Origin of the sequence: Pseudohalocynthiibacter aestuariivivens, from assembly GCF_018457175.1 — a bacterium.
GTDB classification, from domain to species: domain Bacteria; phylum Pseudomonadota; class Alphaproteobacteria; order Rhodobacterales; family Rhodobacteraceae; genus Pseudohalocynthiibacter; species Pseudohalocynthiibacter aestuariivivens.
Window position 1 is genome coordinate 1 of record NZ_JAGFNU010000004.1, and the last position, 16223, is coordinate 16223.

At 53.6% G+C, this 16223-nt stretch carries 14 protein-coding genes; 3 read left to right on the plus strand and 11 right to left on the minus strand.

Annotation, left to right across the window (positions count from 1 at the left end; genetic code table 11):
- Positions 1 to 275 precede the first annotated feature (275 nt).
- From J4E70_RS07430 to J4E70_RS07475, 10 genes are all read right to left on the minus strand, one after another.
- On the minus strand, positions 276 to 473 hold the full coding sequence (locus J4E70_RS07430; protein WP_213888474.1) for a hypothetical protein: 198 nt from the start codon (positions 471 to 473) through the stop codon (positions 276 to 278).
- A gap of 32 nt (positions 474 to 505) precedes the next feature.
- Positions 506 to 985 carry a DUF5681 domain-containing protein gene (locus J4E70_RS07435; RefSeq protein ID WP_213888475.1) on the minus strand — a complete coding sequence of 160 codons (480 nt, stop codon included), beginning with the start codon at positions 983 to 985 and terminating at the stop codon, positions 506 to 508.
- Positions 982 to 2280: a site-specific DNA-methyltransferase gene (locus J4E70_RS07440; protein ID WP_213888476.1), complete on the minus strand. Its 1299-nt coding sequence runs from the start codon at positions 2278 to 2280 to the stop codon at positions 982 to 984. Before J4E70_RS07440 ends, J4E70_RS07435 begins: the two co-directional genes overlap by 4 nt.
- Before the next feature lie 1085 nt (positions 2281 to 3365).
- Positions 3366 to 3797: a c-type cytochrome gene (locus J4E70_RS07445; protein WP_213888477.1), complete on the minus strand. Its 432-nt coding sequence runs from the start codon at positions 3795 to 3797 to the stop codon at positions 3366 to 3368.
- A gap of 111 nt (positions 3798 to 3908) precedes the next feature.
- Positions 3909 to 4193 carry a copper-binding protein gene (locus J4E70_RS07450; RefSeq protein WP_213888478.1) on the minus strand — a complete coding sequence of 95 codons (285 nt, stop codon included), beginning with the start codon at positions 4191 to 4193 and terminating at the stop codon, positions 3909 to 3911.
- 41 nt (positions 4194 to 4234) lie between these two features.
- Complete coding sequence (locus tag J4E70_RS07455) at positions 4235 to 4765, minus strand: cupredoxin domain-containing protein (protein WP_246531664.1); 531 nt, start codon at positions 4763 to 4765, stop codon at positions 4235 to 4237.
- 39 nt (positions 4766 to 4804) lie between these two features.
- A complete protein-coding gene (locus J4E70_RS07460) occupies positions 4805 to 6157 on the minus strand; it encodes a multicopper oxidase family protein (RefSeq protein ID WP_213888479.1) in 1353 nt (450 codons plus the stop codon).
- A gap of 16 nt (positions 6158 to 6173) precedes the next feature.
- Positions 6174 to 7640, minus strand: a complete 1467-nt coding sequence (locus J4E70_RS07465) for a TolC family protein (protein ID WP_213888723.1) — start codon at positions 7638 to 7640, stop codon at positions 6174 to 6176.
- A gap of 5 nt (positions 7641 to 7645) precedes the next feature.
- Positions 7646 to 7876 (minus strand): hypothetical protein, encoded by a 231-nt coding sequence (locus tag J4E70_RS07470; protein ID WP_213888480.1) that lies wholly within the window; start codon positions 7874 to 7876, stop codon positions 7646 to 7648.
- A gap of 713 nt (positions 7877 to 8589) precedes the next feature.
- Positions 8590 to 9636, minus strand: a complete 1047-nt coding sequence (locus J4E70_RS07475) for a GlxA family transcriptional regulator (RefSeq protein WP_246531665.1) — start codon at positions 9634 to 9636, stop codon at positions 8590 to 8592.
- Positions 9637 to 9752: 116 nt separating this feature from the next.
- Here J4E70_RS07475 and J4E70_RS07480 point away from each other — a divergent pair, with 116 nt between their 5' ends.
- The 3 genes from J4E70_RS07480 to J4E70_RS19685 are packed head-to-tail and all read left to right on the plus strand — an operon-like array spanning position 9753 to position 12286.
- Positions 9753 to 10832, plus strand: a complete 1080-nt coding sequence (locus J4E70_RS07480; RefSeq protein ID WP_213888481.1) for a class I SAM-dependent methyltransferase — start codon at positions 9753 to 9755, stop codon at positions 10830 to 10832.
- Positions 10833 to 10856: 24 nt separating this feature from the next.
- Positions 10857 to 12077, plus strand: coding sequence for a flavin-containing monooxygenase (locus J4E70_RS07485; protein ID WP_213888482.1), 1221 nt, complete (start codon positions 10857 to 10859; stop codon positions 12075 to 12077).
- On the plus strand, positions 12074 to 12286 hold the full coding sequence (locus J4E70_RS19685; protein WP_213888483.1) for a YjiS-like domain-containing protein: 213 nt from the start codon (positions 12074 to 12076) through the stop codon (positions 12284 to 12286). The genes J4E70_RS07485 and J4E70_RS19685 overlap by 4 nt, the downstream gene beginning before the upstream one ends.
- A gap of 789 nt (positions 12287 to 13075) precedes the next feature.
- Here J4E70_RS19685 and J4E70_RS07495 read toward each other — a convergent pair.
- Positions 13076 to 16222 (minus strand): efflux RND transporter permease subunit, encoded by a 3147-nt coding sequence (locus J4E70_RS07495; RefSeq protein ID WP_213888484.1) that lies wholly within the window; start codon positions 16220 to 16222, stop codon positions 13076 to 13078.
- Position 16223: the final 1 nt, after the last annotated feature.

Here is a 16223-nt window from a genome sequence, read left to right on the forward strand (position 1 = left end):
AGCCGTGCGCTTGCTTCAATAGAAGCATTGCAAATCTCGGTGTCAAAGTATTCCTACTGGTTTCGCAGCAGTAATAGGCTTTCGATAAAATCGTGATCAAATTGGGTTCAAAGCGTTAGTTTGCTGCGCAGGTTACGAAGGTCTGTTTTGGAGCGGGACCACCGCTGCTTACCTCCGAATGCCCGCATTCAACACCCGTCACCGCAACAAAAGAAAGGCGCTAGGCGGCGGTTTTAAAAACCGCTGCCCACACTCAGGACGCCACCTACCATCGATCAATCCGGAATGGCCTTTCTGATGGCATCCAGGCTTTCCTGACCAAGCTGAATGTGGTGTTGAATGCGCGCGCGCTCGGACTCATCTTCCTCGACTTCGAGTATATCGCTCAAATCGGCAATGCCGTCTTCCAGCACTTTCTTGGTACGCACCAGATCATCCCATTCAACCTTTTCCTCTTTTGTCATCGGCCCCATGATACGGGCTGTCCCGGATCTGTAATCGATGATCAAATGTCGGGGTGCGGCAAGGGTTCAGAAAGGCCAGCAACTCCCAGTGCCTCGCGCCGACGCAGCTCTTTTTCCCATTCGATCTTGTACTCGGTAGCACCTTCAATCCATCGGTCATGCAATATCCTGCTGGCACTTTCGGTCGAGGCCAGAAGTTCGGCGAAGAGACGCTGCGAACGGTGATCGCCCTTGGCGGCCTTTACCGACATCGCTCGGATCACGGTCTGCGCCATCGGCACGGCGATATTCCGATCCCCGTCGCGCACCGTAATCTCGCGATAGGCCTCGTCGAGAATGATGTCCTTGAGGCGCTCTTCATTGAGCCTGGGCCGTTTGTTCTTTGCGCCTTTTGGGCGCCCACGTGGATTACCCGACTGACCGGGCTTGAACCGGCCGTGCGCTGGGGGCTTGCCATAACCAACGTCGTAGCCGGTCGTTGCCGTGAGGCCCGCACCAATCTTGCCTTCACGATCACTCATTCCGCGGCCTCCCGAACCTGCATCTCTTGCGGCCAGCCGCAGACCGTCTGCTCGGCCTCATCTTTCGCGTAGGCTTCCAAATGCGCCAGAATGCGGCCGCAATAGATCGGGTCGAGCTCGCAGAGATACCCGCGCTGGCCGGTTTTTTCCGCCGCGATCAGCGTTGATCCCGAACCGCCGAAGATATCGAGCACGATGTCGCCCCGACCCGATACATCCCGGATCGCTTCCGCAATCATCTGAACCGGCTTCACTGTCGGGTGCAGGGCCAGTTCTTCCATGCGCCCAGCGTGCCGGCTGTCCACCCCGCGATACTCCCAGACATTGGTGCGGTAGCGCCCTTGCTGGCCAAGCTCAAAATTGTTGATATGCGGCGCCCTGCCCTGCTTGAACACGAAGATTAGCTCGTGGCGGGAGCGATAGAACGTGCCCATACCGCCATTGTCCTTGGCCCAGACGATCAGGTTCTTCATCTCGTCATAGGCCCCCTGCCCCGCAGTCAGCATCTCGCACATGTGACGCCAGTCCATGCAGAGGAAGTGGATCGAACCATCGACGCTGTGCTTGGCGAGATTGCGGAATGCTGTTTCCAGGAAGGCGGTGAACTCCTGCTGGCTCATCTCACCTGATGCCATGGCAAATTCGCGGTGCTGGATCTTGCCGGAGTTGCCGACATGGCCATCAATTGGCACATTGTAGGGTGGATCGCTGAACACCATCCGGGCATCTTCACCATTCATCAGCGAAAAGATCACATCCGCTTCAAGCGCATCACCACAGGCCAGGCGATGCCGGCCCAGCTGCCAGATGTCACCCAGTTGCACTCGTGCCAGCGCCAGTTTCGGAACAACATCATCGTCAGGAACGCCCGGTTCCTCCGGCGCCACGGTTTCCAGCAATCCATCGATCTCAGGGATGGAAAAACCGGTCACCGATACATCAAACTCGAGATCAGCCGACATGAGCGCCCCAAGCTCCACAGCCAGCAGATCCTCATCCCAGCCAGCATTGAGGGCCAATTTGTTGTCCGCCAGCACATAGGCCCGTTTCTCCTCTTCACTCATGTAGTCAAGCCGAAGGCACGGCACTTTGGTTATGCCAAGAAGCTTCGCCCCTTCAATACGACCATGACCCGCAAGGATTGTTCGCCGTTCATCAATCAGTGCCGGGTTGGTGAATCCGAAGGTCTCGATGCTGTCCGCAATCTGGCGAACTTGTTTCTTCGAATGGGTCCGGGCATTCCGCGCCCAGGGGTTGAGATCGCGGATCGCGATATGCTCGATAAGGCAAGTCATTTGCTTGCTCCTTTTTTTGGCGGGTCTAAAAAAACCTCGCGTTCTTCGTCGCCAAACTGGCTTTCTATGTCGATTGAAAGTTGCCGTGGTCCTATCGGAGCACGGGCTTACCGGGTCCCGGCTTAAGAGTGACGCGGCTTCGTCGGCGACGACTTGTCCTGGCGAATTATCCGCGCCCGGAACCTGCTTGCCAGGGGCTGTCCTTACCGGAGGGCGCCTTTGGGCAGGTTGTCCGTGCGGACCGATACTGCTTCACTAGTAGAATCGCCCAACGAGAACATAGAAGGAACATTCTAGTTCACAAGATGGAACGAGAAGTCGCGTTCGCTGGCCAATACGTAGCCCGTCCGGCAACGAGCCCAGCCTCGCCGATCTGGCAGCCGGCAAGTTCCCAGAAACGTCAAGGACCTTCCCTGAACTCGTCGGGAATTTCCGTGATCAAAAGGCGAAAATTCCCTGATAACTCGAAAACAGGGAATTGGGCACTAACGCTTTGTAAACACGCCCAATATCAGGAGCCAATTCTTCAGATCGTGCCGATATCACGTCGTAATCGGAAAATTTCCCTGTAAATTCCCTGTAATCAGAGAATTCCACCTGAGACGGGTTCGACGCAGACTGCGACCACCAACATTTTCCACAAAACCAATGACTTAGAGGTCGTGATGTTCTGGTGCGCCATTAAGGTGAGGCACAGATCATGCATAACGCTGCGTATCTAAGCCAATCAAGACACGGCATATTTTACGTCCGTTGACCTATTCCAAAGCACCTGCATCCCGACAGAAAGCCATAAGACGTCCGCATCTCCCTTCGAACCCGCATACCGCAGGTGGCGAGGGAGCTACACGGCGTCCCGGATGCTCTCCCCCAAAGTCACCAACACCCTCATGCTAGAAGAACTGCACAAAGGCTTCCGTAGTTTCCTGAAATCCGCATTGGACTTCAACGCATCCTTTGATGGCTACGCGCTCGGAAACGTTTCGTGTTCCAGACTAGGTGGATCAATTTGGAGCTGAACAAATTTGGCGCGCATTTTTTGATGCTGCAATAGCGGCACAGCACCATATTAATAATCTCGTTCACTATTGAATACCGTTCCCGCGCTGAAGTGCGCGAATGTATTCGATTATGTTCTTGATCTCCCCCTGTGTCAGCCCCTCAACGGGGGCCATGTTGCCGAACGGCCAATGGTGCCCGGATGCACCGTTTTCAATAGCACTTTGGATTGCAAAATCGCCATGATGGCTCGGTTCATAAATCTTATGAATCAGCGGAGGTCCATCCCCTTCTTTGCCTGCGGCGTTGGTGCCATGACAAGATGCGCATTTCGCGTTGTACGCTGTTTCACCCAGAATTTCGTTACCGGTTAGCACCGGAAGTTTAACTTCAACCATTGGCGCACCGCTCGCTGCAGCCGTCATTGGCATGGTGTCGTGATTGGGCATTCGTAAATTGTTGTACGCAATTACTGCAACAGCAATCAGTGCGACCGCCAAAGCTATTTTAAATTTCATTGACTTGTTCCTTCTCTCGGTCGGGTGCCATTTCATGCCAGTTGGTCTTGACGCAATCGTTCGACCAAACTTTTTTGAACGAGGCCACCTAAGCGGCCTCGTTGGCTTTCACTATCGAAATTCAGTGACTGTTAGCTTTCCCTCAATTCGATCTGCCAGAAATTCAATTTCCTGCCCTTCGCTCATAACGTCTAACATCTCTGGGTCGGCCAAGCGGAAAACCATCGTCATCGCTGGCATTCCCAGATCCACAAGTTCTTCATGGATGATTGTGACTTTACCCGCCTCTGGATCGATTTTCTTAACGACCCCACTGGTGAAAGTTTCTGCAGAAGCGGTCAAAATCGACGCTGCGAATATTGCCGCCGAGAGAGCGAGTGTTTTTACATTGATCATATCGATTTCCTTTAATTCCTAAGCCTTGTTGGGGCTGCGTTTCACGAATCCGGGTTTTTAATCACAGCGAGCGGACCATGCATGCCGGATTCGTAGTGACCGGGTATGAGGCACGCAAATTCAAAGCCGCCGTCGTTAACGAAAGACCAGATGATCTCGGCCTTTTCACCCGGAAGCAGGCGGACAGCGTTGGGGTCATCATGTTCCATAAACGGAAATTCTTCCATCAACGCTTTGTGTTCAGCAACAGAAGCCATCGTGTCCATCACAAATTCATGCTCCTGCTCGCCGATGTTTTCGATGGCAAACTTGATGGTTTCACCTTGGGTGATTTCAAGAACCGACGGTTCAAAAATCATGTCCCCGTCTTCGGTTTCCATCATCTTGATCTCGATCACGCGCGTGACATTCTCGGGGTCACTTGGCCGACCAATCTCCATCATTTCGGCGTGATGATCTGCATCACCATCCGTCATCATGTCGCCGTGACCATGGCCGTCGCTGTGGGACCCGCCTGCCAGAACTGCGCTGCCGCTCAGTACCATCGCACTTGCCAGTAAAATCTGTTTCATCTGCTCTTCCTTTTGTAATCCGGACGTTGCCGGGGTGGGTTAACCTTTCGCGTTGCCCTCCGGGCGCGGCGAAAGTTGGGTTTTAGGGCTGTCATTCGAAGTGATTTCCGGCAATTCGCCTGTCCACTCATAGGCTTGAGTGCCAGGGGGGTTTTCGTACCAACCGGGATCCGAGTAATCGTCGGCTCCGATGCCTTCCCGGACTTTTACGACCGAGAACATGCCACCCATTTCGATAGGTCCATGCGGCCCCCATCCTGTCATCATGGGTACGGTATTGTCTGGGAGCGGCATTTCCATCATGGCCATGTCAGCCATGCCGGCGGTACCCATCGGCATGTATTCAGGTTGCTGCTGGCGGATCATGCGCGTCAATTCAGACTTATTGGCACCGATGAAGGTGGGAACATCATGGCCCATCGCATTCATCGTGTGGTGCGATTTATGGCAATGTATGGCCCAGTCACCTTCGTGCATGGCATCAAATTCGTACGCCCGCATCCCGCCGACCGGAATATCAATTGTCACTTCGGGCCAACGGGCGCCAGGTGGCACCCAACCGCCATCGGTACAGGTGACTTCAAAATCATAGCCGTGCATGTGGATCGGGTGATTTGTCATTGTCAGGTTTCCGACGCGCACGCGCACCCTGTCACCCTTGTTTACGACCAACGGGTCAATGTCCGGGAAAATCCGGCTGTTCCATGTCCAGAGATTGAAGTCGGTCATCGTCATGATACGCGGAATATAGGTGCCGGGGGCGATGTCGAACGCATTCATAAGGAAAGCAAAATCCCGATCCACTGGCATGAAAGACGGATCACGCGGATGCACGATGAACAGACCCATCATCCCCATCGCCATCTGCACCATTTCATCGGCATGTGGGTGGTACATGAATGTTCCACTTTTTGTGAGATCGAACTCATAGACATAGGTCTTGCCGGGCGGGATTCCCGGATGGCTTAGTCCGCCAACACCGTCCATTCCGGACGGAAGGATAATCCCATGCCAATGCACGGTGGTGTGTTCCGGCAGCTTGTTAGTGACAAAGATGCGAACCCGGTCTCCTTCAACCGCCTCAATGGTTGGACCTGTAGACTGACCGTTGTAGCCCCAGAGGAACGCCGTTGTTCCCTCGGCCAGTTCACGTTCGACAGGCTCCGCGACAAGATGAAACTCTTTTACATTACCATTCATGCGATATGGCAGTGTCCAGCCGTTGAGCGTGACGACAGGGGTGTAATCAGGGCCAGATGTTGGCCGTATTGGGGTTTGCGTTGCCGCGCTTTCCATAATCGCGGCCTCGGGCAAGCCCATATTCGAGGTTTGACCCCAGGCGCTGGTTGTGACGAGCGCTGCACCGGCGCCAAGTAACTGACGTCTGTTCATGGTTCTAATCCTTTGCTCAATGTCCTGCACCGCTGCCACCGGCAACGTCACTTCCTGTTGCTGTTCCGCCTACTGAAGTAGAGCCGCCACCGCCGTAGACCGCAGCAGCAAGGTTTGCGTTAGCCGACCAGAATCCACGACGTGCAGATGCTTCTGTGATGTTGCTATTCAACCGCGCACGCGTGTCAGCCAGCAGTTCAAAAGTGTTGGTGATCATGCCGTTATAGCTAAGCAACGCTTCTTCCTCGATCGTGCGGCGAAGCGGTAAAACAGCGTCGCGATAGTGTTGCGCAATCTGATGCGTCGACGTGTAAGCCAGATAGGCGGAACGCGCCTCCGAGCGTACATTTACCGCATTCTGAGCTAACAGGTTCGCCGCGCGCATATAGATCATTTCGGCTCTGCGAAGGCGTGCTTTACCGCTATCGAAAATTGGTATGGCAAACTCCAGTTCGACCTGCGGCGTTGTTTCGGTTACCCGATCGCCAGCATCCAGTTCGCGTTCTGACTCGACCCCAACAATGATTTCCAGATCGGTAACGAACCGTGTTGCCTCGGTAAGACCTTGTTCCTTTGCAACCGCCTCAAGTTCGAGCCGGGCAATTGACAGATCAATCCGGTTTTTCAGTGCTTCAGCTTCGATATTGGGCCGTCGAGAGACAGAGCGCGGGAGCGCTGGCAGGGCATTGGGAACATAGTAGTCGACCTCGGTTCCCCAGAGCCCCAGTTGCCTAGTCAAAGCCTCCTTGGCGAGCCTTGCAGCAAGCGTTGCTTGTGCACGTTGACCCGTCAGTTCCGCATAGAAGACATGTTCTCGTGCTTGCCCAGCTATGTTTAACGCACCAGTTTCGCCCAAACGAGCCGCGAGTTCTGAGGATGCGTTTGCGGTTTCCTGTGCCTGCCGGATCAAACCGCCTGCTTCAAATGCCGCAACAGCGTTAATCCATGCGTTACGCGCTTCGCCCGCGACACGCAGAGTTTCCAGAGCTGCGCGTTGTTGTGCCTGACGGAAGCGGATCTCATTTATGCCTGCTCTGCTGTCACGCGTGAATAGTGAAAGCAGATTGTTGGCAATCGTTGCTTCAACAGATCGAAATCCACCAAGCCCATCTGCTCCGATGCCCAGAACGCCAATCGACACTGTAGGATTAGGTTGCAGTGTTTGTTGCCAGATATCGGCGGCGGAAAGACCAAGCTCTGCATAAGCAGCCTGAAGCCCCTTGTTGTTCAGGATGGCAACCTGAACAGCCGTGTCAGCACTTATGGTTTTTTGGTGAACGAGATTGTGAACACGCGCGGCGTTCGCTTTGGCCTCTGCTGCGTTTTGAATCCAGACTGCGTCTTGGCCGGTTAAGGCATTTATCCCTTCCGAAACTGAGGCAAAGCCTGCTCGCTGACTGGAATACTGGGCAGTCAGTTCAGGAGACGCGCAAGCGGATAGAAAGGCAAAGCTTGCAACACCTGTGAGTTTAACAATCGACATGCGCATCAGTTCGACCCTCCGTGAGCGGGGGATTGTTCGTCATTTGACTGACGCCAAGGTGCAGGTCCGGAAGGGGTGCGTGGCGTATACCCCGCCACGCCGCTTGGGGCAGTGACAGTACGAATTCCAATGCTCGGATCATCAGGCCCGGAAAAAGGGTTGCTGAGAGCGGTATCCGGCACGGCGCAAGCCGATAGGATGGTAAACGGCACTGCCGCTAGAATAAGAGATCGCATAAAAATTCCTGATCATTTGCAAGTTTTCGATACCGACAAACCCGAAAGGCCGTGTCAGCAGGAAGTTTGCCGGAAAACCGGTTGGATCAGGTGTTTGGAGGACGGTGGAGGCCGTAAACCGTTTCTAAGAGAACTGTTTCATCCGGCTCAATGAAAACGGAAGCTACGATGGGTCCTAGAAGGACGGGGCTGCAGAAGGCTCTGGTTTCAACAGCGGAGCAAATATGAGGCATACAGGTTGAAGGAGCTTCAAATGGAGCCCTCGCTTCTTCATCTCGAGTGTCGGTTGCTGATACTTCGTGAGAATGGGATTGGTCATTCACAACGACAACCGAAGCAAGCGTTTGGCTGCCACCACAGTGTTCCGAATGATCAACACTCGCAGATATCGGGCCACTCAGCGAGATCATAAAGACCAACGCATAGAGTAAAATCACTGCCCAAACTGGCTTGCGTTTGCGTTCCATCCTTTTCGATAACATAGTTCAATCCCTTGGCAACCCTTTAAGTTCGCCTTAGGTGAAGGTTCACCAATCAAAAAAATGTGATCAGCTAAGGGAATTCCGTAAAACTACCTAATCATATGGTAACTATATTTAAAATTTCGACAAACCTTCCAGTACAGGAAGGTTTCAGGTTCGACCCTATGCCAATATCTATGCAGAAATTGCAGGATTTTGGCTGAGCTTTTGTATCACGAATGCAAGATCTGACTATCCCGTGGAAACCACTTTGTAGGGAGAGGTTGAAATCGGCGACAGCCGTTTCTTGCGATATGTAGAAGCCGGCATTCCAACGTATCGGCGGAATGCATTCCGAAAACTTGATGTTTCAGTATAGCCAACCTCTGCTGCAATCTCTTCGATCGGCATGTCTGTCGTCTCCAGCATTTGCTTAGCTTCTTCGATCCTCAGCGTCTGAATATACTCGACCGGCGTTTGCCCCGTCGACTTACGAAACCGACGCAACAAGCTACGCTCAGTCAAGCCGCAACGGCCAGCCATTGCGGCAACCGGCGTCGCCAGCGCGTAATTGTCTGCGGCCCAAATCTGCGCCTCTGCGATCAACCCATCCTCGTGCTGGGCGCCTGCAACGAGCGAGGCATAGTGCAACTGCCCTTCGCTGTGTGGTTGCAGCAAGTAAATCTTCGCTATGCGTCGTGCTTCTTCCTGACCCGCAATACGTCCAACCAGATAGAGCACCAAATCGCCCCATGCCGATGCGCCGCCCGCCGTCACAATCCGGTGTCCTTCGCCGGCTGGAACAAGAATTCTTTCCCGCCGCACTCTGATTTCGGGAAAACGCCGAGCAATCACGTCGCAAAAACCCCAATGGCTTGTGGCGTCCAGGCCGTTCAATAGACCGGCTGCCGCAAGCAACAACGCGCCAGAACAGACCGATGTAATCATTGCGCCGTTAGAATGCGCATTAACGAGCCAGGGAATAATCTGTGCAAATTCCTCTGGAAGCGGCGCACTGGGATCAAAATGCAGATCAGGAACAATGATCAAGTCGGGTTGACCAAAGCCCTTTAGCGTACCATCCGGGGTGATCCGCCGTCCGTTGATGTCGATGTAGCTCTCTCCATCTATTGAGAGCAGCGCTGCATCGAAAACTGGTGGCTTAGGTTGCGTTCCGTGCAGCATTTCCCAGTCGCGCCCGACGGACGCCAGAGCGTCAAGAATACAGAAGACCGTCGAAGTGCCGGCGCAGGGCATCGTCACCACAGCTGTACGGCAAGCGGGTTTTGTCATCGTCATGAAGTGTCCGATTTTCACCGTTTCAATCGTTTTAGAGCATATCATGACTCGAAAGAGTCCGGCAATACCAGCGCAGAAAGTAAACCAACCTGTTGGCTAGATGCCGGAGAACGACAATGAACGAACAATCTACAATCGCCTTTGACGACGCGAAAGCGGAAGCCTTTGCAACCCATCTGGTTGGCGCGCTGAACGGGGCCGCACTTGCCTTGATGACCTCGCTTGGCCACCGCACCAACCTGTTTGACGTCTTTGCTGCCATGCCGAACGCAACGTCTCAGGAGCTGGCCGAAAAAGCTGGGTTGGCTGAACGTTATGTTCGCGAATGGCTGGGGGTCATGGTGACGTCGGGCGTGGTTGAGTACACGCCGCAAACCAAAACCTATACGTTGCCAGCTGAACACGCGGCCTTCCTGACCCGCTCTGCAAGTCCGGATAACATGGCGGTCACCTGCCAGTTCATTGGCGTGATTGCATCCATTGAGGAGGAAATGGTCGCTAGGTTTCGCGATGGTGCGGGCACGCATTATCACGATTACGGCCGGTTTCACGAAGTAATGGCGGAAGACAGCGGGCAACTTGTTGTGGCGGCCCTGACGGATCACATTCTACCGCTTGTACCCGGATTAGTTGAGCAACTGGAACGCGGTGTCGATGTTCTTGATGTGGGCTGCGGTGCTGGTCGCGCGATGATGCACCTGGCCATGACGTTCCCCGCCAGCCGCTTTACCGGGATCGATCTTTGCGAAGATGCATTTGCCGAAACGCAAATTACGGCGGCGCGGCTGAATCTGTCGAATTTGACCTTCCGCGCCCAGGATTTGTCGCAGGTTGCTTCGCTTGGAAAATTTAATCTTATCACCGCCTTCGACGCGGTCCACGACCAGAAGGACCCCCAGGGCCTGTTGAGCCTTGTGTTCAACTCACTGGCGCAGGACGGGGTTTTCCTGATGCAGGATATTGGTGGCTCTCGCGATCTGGCGACAAACATCGACAACCCGTTTTCGCCGCTCCTCTACACCCTGTCCCTCATGCATTGCACACCGGTATCGATCGGCCAAGGTGGTCCGGGGCTTGGCGCAATGTGGGGTATTGAGACGGCTCAGGAATTCCTCGCCATCGCAGGTTTTGGGCAGATCGAGACCTGCCGTCTGCCGCACGATCCGATCAACGCTTATTTCCTCGCCCGCCACTAGGTGCTCTTTTTAAGGATTTTCACAATGAAACCGAACCAATCGGAAAACGCGATCGTGATCGGCGCGGGTCTTTCTGGCCTTGCTGTGGCCAAGGAACTGCGTGCGCGCGGTATCCCGGTCACCATTCTGGAGGCATCAGACCGTGTCGCCGCACCTTGGCGTGCGCGTCACCCGAAACTTCGCCTGAATATCCACCGACACTTTGCCCGTCTTCCAGGTCACCGGACTATCCGCAACAACGATACCTTCCTGCGCAAGGATTCAGTTGTAGAGTATCTGGTCGAATATGCAGATAATTTGGATGCTCAGGTCCATTTCGAGACGCGTGTTCTCGCTGTGCAGCGCGAAGGTGACATCTGGCACATAGAAACGAACAAGGGCGATTATCACTGTGCGTATCTGATCGTAGCAACCGGACGGGAAAAGTTGAAGGACATCCCGGTTTGGCCGGGCATGAACGAATTTGGCGGAAAAGTTATCCACGCCGCCGATTTTGCTGATCCGCTTGAATATGATGGTAAAAAAGTGCTGGTTATCGGTGCGGGAAACTCCGGTACGGATGTCCTGAATCACCTGTCGCGCAGCAATCCCGCGCAGGTTTGGGTGTCTGTACGACACGGCCCGGCGATCTTGCCAGCAGGAGTTCTCGGATTTCCGCTTCACCGTCTTGCAAACCTGTTCGCGTGTTTACCCAAATGGTCGCTGGATCCAATTTTTGTGATCATGCAGCGGTTGTTCTTTGGCAACTTGCGCCGCTACGGACTGCGCCGACATTCTTTGGGTGGTGGCACACGAATGATCAAAGATGGTGTGACATTCGCATTGGACGATGGATTTGTAGCTGCGCTCAAGGCTGGACGCTTTGAAGCGGTCGAGGAAACCGTAGGCTTTTCGCCGACTGCTGTTGAGTTGTCTAACGGACGCGAGATCTTTCCGGATGTAGTGATCTGCGCCACTGGCTATCGGCCCGGTCTTGATGAATTATTTGGAAATCTTGGGGCGCTGGATAGCAAGGGCTATCCTTTGCACCCAATGGGTCAAGCGGATGTTCACAATCCCGGACTCTGGTTCACCGGTTACGGCGTGATCTTCCAGGGCTTCTTTCATGCGGCCGGAATAAGCGCAAAACGTATTGCAACCAGCATAGCGTCGCGAATGGCCTCGTCCGATGAAGTTCAATCCGTGTACCGCATTGCCAATTCCAAAAAACCGCAACCCTTTTCATTGAAAGGAACAGATCAATGACGTCGATCAAGCAAGCAAATTATGGAGATAGGCGGTACGCAACTCGACATGGGGTCGTACAAATATTGAACTGGTGGGCGGAACGTTGGCACTGCGTAAAAGATCGCCGAGCAATTGCTCGTTTACCGGATCACCTGTTACGCGACATTGGCCTAGAACACCGCATCCCTTCGAACCACGCTCCAACACTCCGTAACATATGGCTCTAAGTTTCGTTCAGATTTAGGAGTTCACAAGAGTTTCAGCCCGCTTTTTCGCCCAGATACACCGGTAGATTTTTCAAAACCGGGGCTAAACCACTTGAGAAAAAGGTTGTCAGTGATTGAAGATCAGCTTTCGCGGTACGCATTTTTGAACGTAAACGGCCCGACAGCGGCTGATTTCTACCTGTTTACGCTGTGCCGTTGGATGGTTAACGTGGGTCTTTGCCTCAACGACTGGCCCTGTATTTCTAAGCATTCGGATTTGATCCGATCATGCGAAGCAGTTCAGTTAGCTTTTATCTCGGAAAACCTGTGCCCAGATTCATTGCAATGCGGAGCAAATAGAAACGTGAAACAAACTGGAATGGGATGCCGCTGGCAACAGAAACCGATGAACTCTTCAACGACCATTGCCTGCTCTGCTGAAAAATCCGCCAAACACGTTTGGCTTCACATTGAAGGCCAAAAATTCAGATCGTTCGCACATCTCCATCTTTCAAAAAAGATTAAAGTGTTGCGTCGACCCGTTGAAACCACAACCCGGACCATTCGTTTGGCACTTGGCAGCGAATATTAGCGAATGATGACCCGGGCACGAGCTGATTTCTGGACGACTAATAACGGCGGCATAGTCCAAATCTTCTAAAAAATGCATTGAACAATTCGCGCGGCAACGCGCTATTTTCAACAAACGACGACTAAAACGAAGAAGACTTTTTCAGACCGCAACCTTCGAAAAAATCTGTTGTGCAGTCAAAGCTTAAACACTGGGTGTGAAGGTGCCTGACCTTCGATCTAGGATCTACGCGCCTTGCGGTGTCCAAACATCCGCTGAAGCACGACATAAAAGACCGGTGTCAGAAACAAGCCCAACAGTGTCACACCCAACATGCCCGAGAATACAGCGGTTCCCAAGGTTTGGCGCATTTCCGCACCAGGGCCCGTCGCGATCAGCAAAGGCACGACACCCAGGATGAAAGCAAAGGCAGTCATCAGAATTGGACGCAGGCGCAGGCGGCTGGCTTCCAACACAGCCTCGACCGGACCCATTCCCTTTTCAGCTTGTGCCTGTTTGGCGAATTCCACAATCAAAATTGCGTTTTTCGCCGCAAGCCCGATCAAGACGATCAAGCCGACCTGTGTCAAAATGTTATTGTCCATCTGACGGTAGCTGACGCCAATCAACGCGGACAACATAGACAACGGCACAATCAGAATAATAGCAAAGGGCAAAACCCAGCTTTCGTAAAGAGCGGCCAGAAAGAGGAAAGCTAGGACGATAGACAGTGCAAAGACGTAAACAGCGGTATTCCCCTGGTTGCGTTCTTGCAAGGCAAGCTCTGTCCACTCATAGCTTACGCCCGGAGGAACGATTTGGTCGGCCATCGCCTCAATCGCCAACAGCGCATCACCAGTTGCAACCCCGGCAGCGGCAGAGCCTTGAATAGGGACAGATACCTGTTGGTTATACCTTTGGATCAGAATAGGCCCTGCAGTTTCGCGGAAACTGACCAACGTGCCCAGTGGGATGAGCGCGCCGGTTGCAGAGCGAACCTTCAAAGCGGCGATATCGGATTGCTCTAGGCGGAATTGTTCATCTGCCTGGGCACGCACCTGAAACAAACGACCGTAAGCATTGAAATCGTTCACATAAGCCGAGCCAAGGTTAATCGCCAGCGTTTCAAATATGTTGCCTATCGGCACGTTGAGGATTTGCGCCCGCACCCGGTCAATATCTAAATAGGTTTGTGGGCTATTCGCGGAAAATGTCGTGAAAACACCTGTGACTTTGTCAGAGGTCTGCGATGCTCCCATAATCGCATAGGCGGCGCCCAAGACCCTGCTGATGTCCGCTTCCTCGCTATCTTTGAGTTGCAATTTGAAGCCGCCACCATTGCCGACGCCGCGCACTGAAGGGGGTTGTATTGCGATGATAAACGCCTCGCGGAGCGACTGCATTCGTCCAAACAACGACCCGACAATTTGCCCGGAGGACAGCCCACTAATGGCACGGTCTTCAAAGCTGTCGAAGGGTGTGAAAATCACGCCCTGATTGGATGCATTGGTAAATGTTGCCCCTGAAAACCCAGCAAATGCAACGGCATTGGCAACGCCCGGTGTATCCAATGCTATATCTGAAGCCTGCCGCATGATGGCATCGGTTCTTTCGAGCGAAGCGCCGTCCGGTAGCTGCACAACCACAATTGCATAGCCCTGATCCGCGTCCGGAATAAACCCGGTCGGCACTTTCTGAGACATATAGATGGTCCCCGCCAACAACGCGACGAAGACCAACAAAGAAGCAGAGAGTCCGCGCCAACTGCTGACCAACATGGCAACGGTTGCCTCGAACCGGCGCGTCACTTTCGCGAATGCGCTGTTAAAGCCCGCACCCAGCAGGGACAGGAAACGGCTGATGGGATTGGTGGGCGCGCTGGTATCGTGGGAGCGCAATAAAATTGCAGAGAGGGCAGGTGACAGGCTAAGTGAATTGAGGGTCGATATCACTGTTGCGATGGAAATCGTTACCGCAAATTGAGTGTAGAACTGCCCGGTAATTCCAGGCACCATAATCGTCGGAACAAAGACCGCAATCAGTACCAGAGATGTGCCGATAATGGCGCCCGAAACTTCCTTCATCGTTATCGCCGCAGCGTCGCGTGGCGACAGGCCGTCGGCGATATTACGTTCGACATTCTCAACCACGACGATCGCATCATCCACAACGATGCCGATCGCGAGGATTAGACCGAATAAAGTCAGCAGGTTCAGCGAAAACCCCAGGACAAGCATGAAGGCAAAGGTGCCGACAAGCGACACCGGGATTGCCAACAGCGGAATGATCGCCGTGCGCCAGTTTTGTAGAAACACGACAATAACTGCAACAACCAGCAGGATAGCTTCAAAGATCGTTTTATAGACTTCGTTGATCGACGTTTCGATAAATTCTGTCGGATTGTAGACAACCTGATATTCCAGTCCGGGTGGGAAGTCTTTGGAAAGTTCTTCCATAACTTGCAGGACTTCTTCTGCGGTCGCCAAAGCATTGGAGCCCGGGCGCTGGAAAACACCAAGCGCCACAGCAGGGTTGTTGTTCAGATAGGAATTCGTGGTGTAGCTTTTGGCACCAATTTCCACTCTTGCGACGTCGCGCACCCTGACGATACGCCCGGCGTCCGTCGAGCGCACGATCACCCTGCCAAATTCTTCTGGCGTTTCCAGTCGGCCTTCGGTTGTAATGGTTACCTGAAAGGCGGTGCCCCCTTCATTGGGCGGGCTACCCAGAGAACCGCCAGACACCTGAACGTTCTGTTCACGCAGCGCGGCAACAACATCTCCGGCAGTCAGTCCCAAGGTCGACAGTTTTTCAGGATCCAGCCAAACGCGAGCCGAAAATTCACGCTCTCCAAAAAGCAATAAATCGCCCACACCGTCTAACCGCACAAGCAGGTCACGTACCCGGGACCGCGCATAATTTGACACATAAAGCTGGTCAAAACTGTTATCCGGCGACAGCATATGCACCACCATCATCAGATCTGGCGAGCTTTTCGTTGTTGTCACACCCAGATCACGTACCTCGCGCGGAAGCCTGGGTTCGGCAATCGAAACCCGGTTTTGAACCAGCACCTGCGCGGTATCCAGATCGGTCCCCTGCTTGAAGGTGATGGTAAGACTCATCGAGCCGTCAGACGTCGCAAAAGAGGACAGATAGAGCATCCCCTCGATGCCGTTGATTTCCTGCTCAAGCGGGGTCGCCACGGTTGCCGCCACCGTCGCAGCATCTGCGCCGGGATAATTCGCGCGCACCACAATCGAAGGTGGCGCGATCTGCGGATATTGCGCGACAGGCAACTGCGTGTACGCAATGCCACCAAGTATCGTCAGAACAACCGAGATAACGATCGCAAATATTGGGCGATCAACGAAGAAACTACCCATC